11 protein-coding genes are annotated in these 11,937 nt (G+C 37.7%); 3 read left to right on the forward strand and 8 right to left on the reverse strand.

The genetic code is table 11. The features are described from left to right. Window positions 1-44: 44 nt before the first annotated feature. From V7161_RS19330 to V7161_RS19355, 6 genes are all read right to left on the reverse strand, one after another. Window positions 45-1,742, reverse strand: coding sequence for a glycerol-3-phosphate dehydrogenase/oxidase (locus V7161_RS19330; protein ID WP_335714543.1), 1,698 nt, complete (start codon window positions 1,740-1,742; stop codon window positions 45-47). 122 nt (window positions 1,743-1,864) lie between these two features. Next, on the reverse strand, window positions 1,865-3,355 hold the full coding sequence (glpK, locus tag V7161_RS19335) for a glycerol kinase GlpK (RefSeq protein ID WP_335714544.1): 1,491 nt from the start codon (window positions 3,353-3,355) through the stop codon (window positions 1,865-1,867). 85 nt (window positions 3,356-3,440) lie between these two features. Continuing rightward, a complete protein-coding gene (locus V7161_RS19340; RefSeq protein ID WP_335714545.1) occupies window positions 3,441-4,649 on the reverse strand; it encodes a hypothetical protein in 1,209 nt (402 codons plus the stop codon). Then, entirely contained in the window at window positions 4,646-5,842 is a 1,197-nt protein-coding gene (locus V7161_RS19345) for a DUF58 domain-containing protein (RefSeq protein WP_335714546.1), read from the reverse strand. Before V7161_RS19345 ends, V7161_RS19340 begins: the two co-directional genes overlap by 4 nt. Next, window positions 5,839-6,789: an AAA family ATPase gene (locus V7161_RS19350; RefSeq protein WP_335714547.1), complete on the reverse strand. Its 951-nt coding sequence runs from the start codon at window positions 6,787-6,789 to the stop codon at window positions 5,839-5,841. Before V7161_RS19350 ends, V7161_RS19345 begins: the two co-directional genes overlap by 4 nt. 42 nt (window positions 6,790-6,831) lie before the next feature. Then, the gene (locus V7161_RS19355) at window positions 6,832-7,026 is read right to left on the reverse strand and encodes a hypothetical protein (protein WP_335714548.1); all 195 of its coding nucleotides are present in this window, start codon (window positions 7,024-7,026) and stop codon (window positions 6,832-6,834) included. 230 nt (window positions 7,027-7,256) lie between these two features. Here V7161_RS19355 and V7161_RS19360 point away from each other — a divergent pair, with 230 nt between their 5' ends. After that, the gene (locus V7161_RS19360) at window positions 7,257-7,445 is read left to right on the forward strand and encodes a YkvS family protein (RefSeq protein ID WP_289982512.1); all 189 of its coding nucleotides are present in this window, start codon (window positions 7,257-7,259) and stop codon (window positions 7,443-7,445) included. Window positions 7,446-7,497: 52 nt separating this feature from the next. On the opposite strand, the gene V7161_RS19365 is transcribed toward V7161_RS19360, so the two are convergent. After that, complete coding sequence (locus V7161_RS19365; protein ID WP_223595145.1) at window positions 7,498-7,617, reverse strand: DUF6254 family protein; 120 nt, start codon at window positions 7,615-7,617, stop codon at window positions 7,498-7,500. Window positions 7,618-7,727: 110 nt separating this feature from the next. Here V7161_RS19365 and V7161_RS19370 point away from each other — a divergent pair, with 110 nt between their 5' ends. Continuing rightward, on the forward strand, window positions 7,728-8,342 hold the full coding sequence (locus V7161_RS19370; RefSeq protein WP_335714549.1) for a CPBP family intramembrane glutamic endopeptidase: 615 nt from the start codon (window positions 7,728-7,730) through the stop codon (window positions 8,340-8,342). A 30-nt stretch (window positions 8,343-8,372) separates the two neighbouring features. On the opposite strand, the gene V7161_RS19375 is transcribed toward V7161_RS19370, so the two are convergent. Then, entirely contained in the window at window positions 8,373-9,422 is a 1,050-nt protein-coding gene (locus V7161_RS19375) for a YkvI family membrane protein (RefSeq protein WP_335714550.1), read from the reverse strand. A 189-nt stretch (window positions 9,423-9,611) separates the two neighbouring features. Here V7161_RS19375 and V7161_RS19380 point away from each other — a divergent pair, with 189 nt between their 5' ends. Continuing rightward, window positions 9,612-11,759: an ATP-dependent Clp protease ATP-binding subunit gene (locus tag V7161_RS19380; protein ID WP_335714551.1), complete on the forward strand. Its 2,148-nt coding sequence runs from the start codon at window positions 9,612-9,614 to the stop codon at window positions 11,757-11,759. Window positions 11,760-11,937 lie beyond the last annotated feature (178 nt).

The raw sequence follows: 11,937 nt of genomic DNA on the forward strand, positions 1-11,937 counted from the left end.
AATTTAATAAAATAGACATAAAAAGCCGTCTAAATAGACAGCTTTCATGATTTATTTCCATTTACTGCATGTGGATATTCTTCTTGATCGTCAACAGGAATAACGGTATTTCTTAATGAATCATCTAAAGAGATTTGATATTTTATCTTTTGTTCCTCTGTCCAGGAAAATTTGTCTGCCATATAGTCGATTACTTGGTTTTTCCACATTTCGACTAATCTAATATTAAATAAAATTGCACTGGTTCTACGATTAAAAAAATCAATTGGTGTTGCTGCCATCTCGTCCTCAATTGCATACACCAATTTGGCAAATATATCTATTGGGAGTTTATATTTCAGTAAATCTTCCTTGTTCTTTTTTAAAAGTTCGTAAATAGAATTTATGTTTGACCCGTACATTTTTGCTAACTGTTCTGCTTCCATATGGGTTAATCCAGCTTCTTCTCCCTTGTTAATCTGATTTGTTACAAAGTCAGTGAATTTCCTTGAACCCCCTACGTTACCACCTGAAATCGGTAAATATTTCGTTTGTGAGGAAGGAAAGCTTCGATTTTCTTCAATTCGAAATTTTTCTGCCAGTAAATCAACAATGGTTTCTGCCATTTTTCGATATCCTGTTAATTTGCCACCCGCAATGGTAATTAAACCCGAATGGGACTCCCAAATTTCATCCTTCCGGGAAATTTCTGAAGGGTCTTTCCCTTCTTCGTAAATAAGCGGCCGAATCCCTGCCCAGCTGGATTCAATGTCTTTTTCCGTAATTTGAACATCGGGGAACATATAATTGATTGCACTAATAATATAATTTCTATCACTAACTGTCATGGTAGGATTGACAGCATCTTCATTGTAGAAGGTATCTGTTGTTCCTACATAAGTTTTTTGGTCCCGTGGGATTGCAAAAACCATACGTCCATCTGGAGTATCAAAATATATGGCTTGCTTCAAAGGAAATCGGGATTGGTCGATGACTAAATGGACCCCTTTTGATAGCTGCAGAGTTTTTCCTTTTTTTGATTTATCCAACTCACGAATCCTATCAACCCACGGGCCTGCGGCATTAACAATTTTTTTCGCACGCACCTCAAAGTTTTCTCCCGTTAACTGATCTTCGGCAAGAATACCAACCACTCTGCCATTTTCGTAAATAAGTTTTTTGGCTTTTGTATAATTTAATGCGATTGCTCCTTTTTCGACAGCCGCCTTCATGACTTCAATCGATAAACGGGCATCATCTGTCCGGTATTCCACATAATAGCCCGCTCCTAATAAACCATCTTTTTTCACTAGAGGTTCCTTTGCTAACGTCTCTTCTTTGGATAGCATTGTGCGCCGTTCGGATTTCTTTACACCGGCCAAAAAGTCATATATCCATAACCCAATTGAAGTACTAAATTTACCAAAGGTTCCTCCTGTGTGCATTGGAAGCAGCATCCACTCCGGTGTTGTTACGTGCGGTCCATTCTCAAAAAGAATAGCCCTCTCTTTTCCAACCTCGGCTACCATTTTCACTTCGAACTGTTTTAAATAACGCAGTCCGCCATGGACTAATTTAGTCGATCTACTTGAAGTCCCAGCCGCAAAATCCTGCATTTCAACAAGTGCTGTACTCATCCCGCGGACTGCAGCATCAAAGGCAATACCAGCACCAGTGATTCCCCCGCCGATAATTAATATGTCATATTGGTCGTTTTTTAGCTTGTTAACAATTCCGTTACGAAATAAATTTGAAAATTTCATTTGAAATACCCCCTAAAAAAGAGCCATATTATTAAATATGCAACAAGGCTTTAAGGGGAAATAAAAAGAGACTCCAAAAACCATTATCTTTAAGGATAGGTTTTTTGTGGTCTCTATGAGTTTTATTTAAAAGCGATTGCCGCATTAACTGCTTTTTTCCAGCCATCATACAACTTAGAGCGGGTTTCTTCGGTCATTGTCGCATTAAATTGCTGTTCTATCGCCCATTGCTTTGAAATTTCTTCTTGGTTTTTCCAATATCCTACGGCCAGCCCCGCTAAATAGGCGGCGCCCAAAGCAGTTGTTTCATTAATAATAGGTCTTTCAACCGGGACATTTAAAATATCGCTTTGGAAATTCATTAAGAAATTATTTTTGACTGCCCCGCCATCGACTCGTAGTGTTTTCAGGTTAATACGGGAATCGGCCTCCATGGCAGATAAAACATCTTTTGTTTGATAGGCTAGTGATTCTAGCGTTGCCCGTACAAAATGTTCCTTTGAAGTTCCGCGTGTTAAACCAAAAACAGCCCCGCGAACCTCACTATCCCAGTATGGTGTACCCAATCCGACAAAGGCGGGAACAACATATACACCATCTGTAGATTCAACTTTTTCCGCATATCCTTCACTGTCCTTCGCGTCCTTCAACATTCTTAAGCCGTCACGAAGCCATTGAATTGCTGAACCAGCTACGAAGATGCTGCCCTCTAATGCGTATTCAATCTTACCATTAAAACCCCAGGCAATCGTTGTAAGCAAGCCATGTTCCGATCGGACTGCTTTTTCACCTGTATTCATTAGCATAAAGCACCCAGTGCCATAAGTATTTTTCGCCATCCCTTTTTCAAAACATGCCTGACCGAATAATGCCGCCTGCTGATCGCCAGCAGCACCGGCAATAGGCACTTCCTTGCCAAAGAAATGATAATCTATTGTATTGGCATATACTTCTGACGAAGGACGAACGTCAGGGAGCATTGATTTTGGTACTCCCAGGATTTCTAATAATTCTTCATCCCATTTAAGCTCATGAATATTAAACATTAATGTACGGGAAGCATTTGAATAATCAGTAATATGGGAACGTCCCCCAGAAAGCTTCCATATTAACCAAGTATCAATCGTACCAAACAATAGTTTCCCCTGATCGGCTTTCGCGCGCGCCCCTTCTACATGATCCAAAATCCATTTCACTTTTGTTCCAGAAAAGTAAGCATCAATCAGTAATCCAGTTTTTTCACGAAATAAAGGATCATAGCCTTTATCTTTGAGGGCATCACAAATTTCGCTAGTTTGTCTTGACTGCCAAACAATGGCATTGTACACTGGAATACCTGTTTCTTTATCCCAAACTACAGTTGTTTCTCTTTGGTTAGTGATTCCAATCCCTGCAATTTGGTCTGCTTTTATGCCCGATTCCGATAGCACCACGGCAATGACTGATAAAATGGACCCCCATATTTCATTTGCATTATGCTCAACCCAGCCTGGATTCGGAAAATGCTGCGTAAATTCCTTTTGTGCAGTATGGACAATTTCCCCGCTTTTATTAAAAAGAATGGCTCGAGAGCTGGTTGTTCCTTGGTCTAAAGATAAAATATACTTTTCCATTTATATTTCCCCCTAGAAAGCGCATTCACTAAATATTATAACAGAATCAGGTAATATATTCTGATCCATTGCCTCCGGCTCTTTATTATGCTTTCTGCCTATTTTTATGGATTTCTTTCAGTTTCTGTTTTATGAGGAAAACATCTTTTTTTATCATGTTTTGATCATCCATTGAAGATAAAAGCCCCCCATATCGGACTTTCTCATAGATTTCAATTGTTTCATTTAATTCTATTATGCCCACTCTATTAAACCATTCCTGTAAGTTTTCAAAAGGAAACCTTCCTAACTGAAGCTTTTGGGCAAATATCTCTAATTCAAATATTTCCTTTCTTATACTATCCTCTGGCGGTTTTACCTTCTTGCGTAGAAAAGAAGTCAGCTTTCCCGAAAACACACCTTCAGAAACTTTTACTATATTTAAGGAATTTCCTGAAAAAGTTTGTAATTTTAATTTTTTTTTATAAATGAAATAAATAATAAACCCTAGTAAAGCTAATATGAGAATGAGATACAATATATTTTGAGTCATGCCAAATGTCTGATCATGATATTTACCTGAATCAAGCTCGATTTTGGTTCCTTTACTATTTGGTTTATACTCTTTATTTTCTGATAAACTAAAAAGATATTGGAACATATTTAACAAAGGTTCTGCTATTTTGCTAAACGCAAAAATGAATATATGAAAAATACCAAAGTAAGCTTTTTGGATATATTTTAGTAAAAAAGTAAATATAAGCCCTACTAAAGAAAGCCCGGCGAGAATTTTGATATAGTATAATGCAAACCTCGTTTTATCCCCATGAATAGCATTCCATTTCTTAAAAAAATTAGCAGCAAGCACTAAAAAAAACTTAACAATAAGTAAAATGATAATTTGATTTTGATAAATATAGTGTTCCATTGCTGAGTAGATTATAGCAGCCATTCCGATAAAAAATGACAGGAGTAACATAAGAACTTCTGAACGACTAGAAAAATCATCATATAAGATAAGCCCGCGCCAAAAAATTAACACACCAATAAACATCCATAGAGAAATAGGCTGGTCTGTTTGATAGCCAGCGAATAACAATAATGGAAAAACCGTTAAAAAATAAAGCCATTTCCCTTTATTTTGGTATTGATGCAGAAGAATAATAAAAAGGATTAAGCCTCCTAAACAGATTGGAAACAAAAAGAACATTGGAGGTAACTCTTGTTTATTAATAAAGTATAAAAATACTAAAAGCATTCCAAGCATTAATTCCAACATAAAATGATAAGAAACAGCCACTACACGATTGATCATAGTGAAATCCTTCTCTCATTCCGATTTTCCAATCCTCTTAGAACACCTTGCTCATCCTCAATAAATAGTTCAAACAATCGGATCCCTCTTTTGCCCATATCAAATAACAATTTATTCGTTGTATCCTTCCGAATTCCTGCATGGATAAAGAATGGTTGTTCCGGTAAATGGTTTTTAAAGAACGAAAGCATTTGGTCATATGGGATGCTAGTATTTTGCAAACTTATCGAAGAAAGTGTTTCTAATACCTTTTGCAAATGCTCTTTACCTGCTCCTTTTGCAAGATATAGGAAAGAGGTGTTTCCAGCGGTTCGAACGTTAATGCATAAGGAATAGGGGATATTCCTTTTATGGGCAAAATAGGCAAACTCCGTTAAACCACTTATTAATTTTTCAAGGCTGCCTGTAATGGAATGACCATTGGAAACATTTAAGGCTATATTCCAACCTATTTCCGAGATGGTTTCATAGATTTTAGTTTGTAACGTTTGGCTTTTAGCACTGGCTTTCCAATGGACCTTGTTAAAGCTGTCTGTTGGCACATAATCCCTTGTTCCGACCGGTCCTAGGCGGTCCTCATAAAGTGATTGAGGTACAGCATTGGTCCCTTGAAGAATTGACATTTGCTCAGTTAAGCCCTTTACTGGTAATGGTTCCGGATAAACAATGGCCAGCTGTTTGAGAAAATGCTTGGATTCCAGGACGGTTTCCCCAAAACCAAAAAGGCTGGGGATATGTATTTCAAGTTTGCGAATTTTTGCTATACCTCTCATTTTCGCGGTATAAGGGATCCAAATTTGTTTTGTCTTCTGCGTGTAAATGGAAAAAGGGACAGAAATTTCATACATAAAAAGATTGGATTCTATCTGGCTGCTCTCCGGTGCAACAAAGTGATCGAAGAAAACCTTTAACTCCCCTTTTAAAATGGGAAACCCGCCGTTTTGAATGGTTATAGTCCATTCGCTCTTTCCATTAACAAAAAGGCGTTTTTTATCGGGTATATTATCTATTGAAACCCCTTCCCCAACTCTTTTTAAATAAAGCTGATTTGCAATGCTGACGGCTAAAAAAAAGACTGCTAAATATAAAACTAATTTTGACTGCATATAAAGGCTTGCAAAGATTAATAAAATGGCTGCCCCGTTTATCCCCTGAATCTTCCGTTCTTCCACTAAATACTTGTTCCAAATCATCCATTAGCCCCCGCTTCAACTGGAACAGGAGTTGAATCAAGAATTTCCGCAATAATAGTTACAGGTGTTTTGGTTAATGCCCCTTCAATGGACAAGTAAATCCGATGACTTAACACAAACGGTGCGACTTGTTTCACATCCTTAGGGGTAACAAATGTACGGCCGTTCAACAATGCTTTTCCCTGTGATGCCCTCATTAAGGCTAAAGTTCCTCTTGGGCTCACGCCTAATTCAATACTATTATTCTCTCTCGTTTTTCGAATAATTTTAAGCACATAATCCTCCATTTCACTTGATAAATGGATTTTTTTGATGGAATCCTTTAATTCTCCTATTTCTTCATTAGAAAAAACTTGTTCAATAGCGTTTATTTCCTTATCGCCCCGATGAATGTGCATGATTCTTTTTTCATCTTCATAGACAGGGTAACCAATTCTTATTTTGATAAAAAACCGATCCATTTGTGCCACCGGCAATGCAAAGGTTCCTTGTTGTGATTCGACTGGATTTTGTGTAGCAATGACCATGAAGGGTTCCGGTAATGGGAGCGTTTCACCATCGATTGTTACTTGTCTCTCTTCCATTACTTCTAATAAACTGGACTGGGTTCTTGGTGTTGCCCGATTTATTTCATCGGCCAAGACGATATTTGCCTTTATTGGGCCAGGTCGCAATTCAAACTCTTGCACCTTCGGATTAAAAAATTGAATCCCAGTTACATCACTCGGTAAAACATCCGGTGTAAATTGAATTCGTGAAAATTCCCCGCCAATTGCAGTAGCGAAACTCTTAGCAAGCAATGTTTTACCAGTCCCAGGCACACTTTCAAGCAAAATATGCCCATTAAATAATAAAGATATGGCCATTAATTCTACCTCCATATCCTTTCCAACAATCACTTTGCTGATTTCATTTTTTAATTGAACTATTTTTTCAGTTAAAGCCATCCCTGTCTCCCCTAAAAAATCTCTGTTTTTTTGAATCTCTGCTTAACTTCTTGGTTCTTTTAAATATTGATATAAAACATCGCCACCTCTTTGGCCAATGCCGCGGAAATGTTTAAAATCTTTCCGTTTTACTAGGACTTCGCGAAATTCCATAAAATCTTCATTTTTGACGTAGTACTCTGATAAATCTCCTGTCATCAAGCGATCTAAAATTTCAGTAATCATTTCATCACTCATTTCAAAATACACCACCCTTTATCACTATCTATTTTATCGTATCTGGAATTGATTAAGTCAAAATTGAGAGCGTTTTCTATTCCTTTTTCAAATTTTCCTACATATAATCAAATACTTACAAAGAATTAACGAAATTGTCAAATAAAGGGCTTTACGAATTAATAAAAGTAGTGCAAACTGTTATTTAAATGGATTTCATATAACGCTTTTAGGCAAAGGAGAGAGACTAAATGAAGAAAGCAGAAGTAGGGAATATTATTGAATTCCGTGGTGGCCTACAAGGAATAGTAGAAAAAGTAAATGAAAATTCTGTTATAGTCGACCTAACATATATGGATAATTACCGTGATTTAGAATTAGACCAACGTACTGTTGTCAATCATAAAAATTATAAAGTTGTAAAAGAAAGCGCTTTTTAATTTGATAATTTAGTAGAAAAGGCAGTCTACCCACTGCCTTTTCTTTTTTGGACTATTTACTCTGCCCTGTTTCTTTCGATAATTGCTTTAATGATTTTACTTTTCCGTGAGGATTTTGATCCTGTTTTCTAACAGTCCATTCCCTCTCCTGCTGACTTTGCGATTTACTCATATCTCTCACTCCTTTCCTAATTATTTTTTTCAATTTTTTATGTTCTTATTAACGGAATTGGATAAAATGTTTAATGATAATAAATTTATTGAAGTTCAAAGGAGTTAACTATGATTAAGAACATCTTCCTGGACATGCGCCTCGTGATTGGGATATTAATCGCCCATTTACTTATTCTCTTTTCTTTCCACGATAAAGCCATATTTTGGTATATCTTTTCTGGGTCTTTACTAATTTTAATTGTTTATGCAATGTTTCAAGGAGATGTTGATGATAAAGCATCCTTTATTAAATATATCTTTTTTGGCGCCATATCCGGGCTTCTATTATATGTTGTTTTTTGGCTGGGTTATCACACCCTTGACTTCTTACATCTTCCTTTTAAAAAAGGATTGAATAAACTCTATAAATGGTTTGCCCCTTCATTATTTTGGCAGTATCTGGCCTTGGTTTTCGTTGCAGCACCAGGCGAAGAATTTTTCTGGCGTGGATTTGTTCAAAAAAGGTTATCGAAGCATTTAGGGGCGATTGTCAGTATATTAGCTGCCTCTTTATTGTATGCCTCGGTACATATTTATTCAGGGTCCTTTTTATTAGTGTTTGCCGCATTTGTATCTGGATTTGTGTGGGGCTGCTTATATTTTTGGAAAAAAAGCATGCCACTAGTCATTGTATCCCATATCATTTTTGATATAATGATATTCATTATTTTTCCCCTCCAATAGGAAGACAGCTATTCAATGTCGAATAGCTGTCTATTTTCTTTCATTTGCAGTAAATGGCTTCATCCAAAGTAATACAAAGAAAGTCATACAAATATACCCAAACAATGGATATAAATATGATAACAGCGTACTATAATTTACCAGACTTATGAGGTAGGAAATGGCAAAAATCCCCGTTACAGATCCAATTGTGGAAATATTCATATACTGTTTCAGCTGACGGTCAAGACCAAAGACATTTCCAATGACCGAAGTAAAAATTTCTCCGTAGATAACGACCACAAAAATCCAATAAAAAAACGGGGCTAAATTTTTCATAATAATCGCCATCGGAATGTCATACAATTCCAGGTTTGGCAGCATAATCAACGTTAAATGGCTTGCTATTAATATAAGAGTTAGCGCAAGTCCACCAAGAATTCCTCCCCACTTAATCGTCCAATCATCTTTTATCTCAGTTGCTACTGGCACTAACACAGCCTGTGCTAACCCCAGATTCAAAGCCACATACGAAAATGGTGCCACGACACTCTTCCAGCCATCGTCAGCATGGGGAATAAATAAAAATTGTCCCAAAAAATGCGGCATTCGTAATGAATAAACCATTAATATTAAGCTGAAGGAAATCATTAGAGGTACAACAAATGTATTCACAGCAAAAAGACCCTTTGTGCCAATTAACATGACAATAAAGGAGAGAAATATCGTAAGAAATACCCCAACAGTTTTAGGAATCCCCAGCTGCTCCTCAAATACTGCCCCAGCCCCTGAGAGCATAACTGCACTTACCCCAAGCAGCATCAATAGCATAAAAACATTGATGATCCTGCTCGGCCATTTACCAAATAGGTATTCATTAAACTCCTGGTAGGATTTTGCCTCAATCTGAGCAGCCATTCGCATCATCTTAGAGCCAATTGCCACAAAGAAATACCCGCTCATTAATATACTTATAAAGCCAAAGAAACCAAATCGAGAAAAAAATTCTACGATTTCTTTTCCTGTGGCGAAACCTGCACCAACAACAGTCCCCACATAGACTGCTGCAATTTGAAAGGCAGCTGCCCAATTCCGCTTCACACCATCCCCCCCTTATCAACAATATATGTATGGAGGGACGAACTAAGACGAGCTTTTTCCTCAATTGTTAAGATTTACTATAAGCAAACATCTTGAAAGTCAAAAATGGTCAGAGTATACTATGCTCATAAAGTCAAAGATAGTCAAAGTCAAATTAATAAAAGCTTAATAACAAGGAGGTTATTACTTATGCTTTGTCAACGATGCAATCAAAACAACGCAAACGTACAATTATCTCTTAATATTAATGGACAACGTAGGGATATGAAGCTCTGTCACGAGTGTTATGCGACTGAGAAAAAAGCAATTGGAACATTTGGGCCAAATATGAATGCTTTCCCTGGTTTTCCGTTTGAAGATTTGTTTACAGCGAAAAACTTCTCACAAAATGCAAACTCAAATGGTCAATTTGCGCCCCAAAGTACAAGGAAACATGACGGTTTTATTGATCAATTTGGCAGAAATTTAACGCAAATGGCTAAAGCCGGTTTAATTGATCCAGTAATCGGCCGTAATGACGAAGTGAAACGCGTGATTGAAATTTTAAACAGAAGAAATAAAAATAATCCTGTATTAATCGGGGAGCCCGGTGTTGGTAAAACGGCCATAGCTGAAGGTCTTGCCCTTAAGATTGCCGAGGGAAATGTACCAGGAAAGTTACAAAATAAAGAGGTTTATTTACTTGATGTCGCTTCCCTTGTAGCTAATACAGGTATTCGTGGTCAATTCGAGGAACGAATGAAACAGTTAATTACAGAATTACAAGAAAGAAAAAATATTATCCTGTTTATTGATGAAATTCACCTGCTTGTTGGCGCCGGTTCTGCTGAAGGTTCAATGGATGCCGGTAACATATTAAAGCCTGCCCTTGCCCGAGGTGAGCTGCAAGTGGTCGGTGCTACAACATTAAAAGAATATCGTCAAATCGAAAAGGATTCCGCATTAGAGCGCCGCCTTCAGCCAGTCCATGTTCTTGAGCCTGATAAAGAAGCCGCTATTGAAATCCTAAAAGGAATCCAAAAGAAATACGAAGACTACCATGAAGTAACCTATACTAATGAAGCAATCCATGCTTGTGTCCAATTATCTCAGCGCTATATTCAAGACCGCTTTTTACCTGATAAAGCGATTGACTTAATGGATGAAGCCGGTTCAAAATTAAATCTTGCTTCTGATTACAAAAGCAACGACCAAATTGAAGCACGTCTAAAAGAGATTGTTGCTGAGAAAAAAAATGCTTTAAAAAATGAAGATTATGAAACAGCAGCCAAGCTTCGTGATGAAGAAGCAAAACTAGAAAAGGCATCAAATTCAGCAGCAACTACAGAAAGACCCGTTGTCACTGTTTCAAATATCCAGGAAATCATCGAACAAAAAACAGGTATTCCTGTTGGAAAACTTCATGAAGATGAGCACCTAAAGATGAAAAAATTAGAAGAAAACTTGAATCAAAAAGTCATAGGCCAAGAAAAAGCGGTTCAAAAGGTAGCAAAAGCAATTAGACGCAGCCGCGCTGGCTTAAAGTCAAAACATCGCCCTATTGGCTCTTTCCTATTTGTCGGTCCAACAGGAGTAGGTAAAACAGAATTAACCAAAACACTAGCCGAGGAATTATTCGGCACGAAGGATTCGATGATCCGTCTTGACATGAGTGAGTACATGGAAAAACACAGTGTCTCAAAATTAATTGGTTCACCACCTGGATATGTAGGTCATGATGAAGCAGGACAACTCACCGAAAAGGTTCGCAGGAATCCGTATAGTATCATTTTATTGGATGAAATCGAAAAGGCGCATCCGGATGTCCAGCATATGTTTCTCCAAATTCTTGAGGACGGCCGTTTAACCGACAGTCAGGGCAGAATTGTAAGCTTTAAGGACACAGTAATTATTATGACTAGTAATGCTGGGGTCGGCCACAAAACGGTTCATGTCGGCTTTGGTACAAATGAAGCGATTGAAGAGGCAAGTATTCTTGATTCACTTGGAAGCTTCTTTAAGCCTGAATTCTTAAATCGTTTTGACGGGATCATTGAATTTAATTCATTGGGAAGACAACACATTTTGACTATCGTTGACCTAATGATTAATGAATTACAAGAAACACTAAAAGAACAAAACATGGAATTAACAATTACCACTGAAGTTAAAGAAAAATTAGCTGAGTTGGGCTACCACCCTACTTTTGGCGCTCGTCCACTTCGTCGGGTCATTCAAGAACAGCTCGAGGATAAAATTGCAGATTATATTCTTGAACAGCCTGATGCGAAAAAGTTAATGGCAGTAATCGAAGGCGAGGAATTACGGGTTGTGTCAACAGTGGTTGCACGTTCTTAATGACAAGGCTGTGTTAAACGATATTGTTGTTTTTTATACTCTGTTGATTGGAGCGGAAGGTGCTCGACTCCTGCGGGAGTACGGGGCTGGGGAGACCCCACAGGCGCTTTCAGCGCCGAGGAGGCTCCCCGGCACGCCCGCGGAAAGCGAGCTCCTGAAGCGGAAATCAACAGATAAA

Origin of the sequence: Neobacillus drentensis, assembly GCF_036965425.1 — a bacterium.
In the GTDB taxonomy this organism is placed as follows: domain Bacteria; phylum Bacillota; class Bacilli; order Bacillales; family Cytobacillaceae; genus Neobacillus; species Neobacillus drentensis_F.

Excerpts from the sequence above, each read along its gene's own strand:
- V7161_RS19370 (WP_335714549.1), top strand. The coding sequence starts at position 7,728 with ATGATTAAGAACATCTTCCTGGACATGCGCCTCGTGATTGGGATATTA.
- glpK (WP_335714544.1), bottom strand. The coding sequence starts at position 3,355 with ATGGAAAAGTATATTTTATCTTTAGACCAAGGAACAACCAGCTCTCGA.
- V7161_RS19350 (WP_335714547.1), bottom strand. The coding sequence starts at position 6,789 with ATGGCTTTAACTGAAAAAATAGTTCAATTAAAAAATGAAATCAGCAAA.
- V7161_RS19380 (WP_335714551.1), top strand. The coding sequence starts at position 9,612 with ATGCTTTGTCAACGATGCAATCAAAACAACGCAAACGTACAATTATCT.
- V7161_RS19360 (WP_289982512.1), top strand. The coding sequence starts at position 7,257 with ATGAAGAAAGCAGAAGTAGGGAATATTATTGAATTCCGTGGTGGCCTA.
- V7161_RS19345 (WP_335714546.1), bottom strand. The coding sequence starts at position 5,842 with ATGATTTGGAACAAGTATTTAGTGGAAGAACGGAAGATTCAGGGGATA.
- V7161_RS19330 (WP_335714543.1), bottom strand. The coding sequence starts at position 1,742 with ATGAAATTTTCAAATTTATTTCGTAACGGAATTGTTAACAAGCTAAAA.
- V7161_RS19365 (WP_223595145.1), bottom strand. The coding sequence starts at position 7,617 with ATGAGTAAATCGCAAAGTCAGCAGGAGAGGGAATGGACTGTTAGAAAA.
- V7161_RS19355 (WP_335714548.1), bottom strand. The coding sequence starts at position 7,026 with ATGAGTGATGAAATGATTACTGAAATTTTAGATCGCTTGATGACAGGA.
- V7161_RS19340 (WP_335714545.1), bottom strand. The coding sequence starts at position 4,649 with ATGATCAATCGTGTAGTGGCTGTTTCTTATCATTTTATGTTGGAATTA.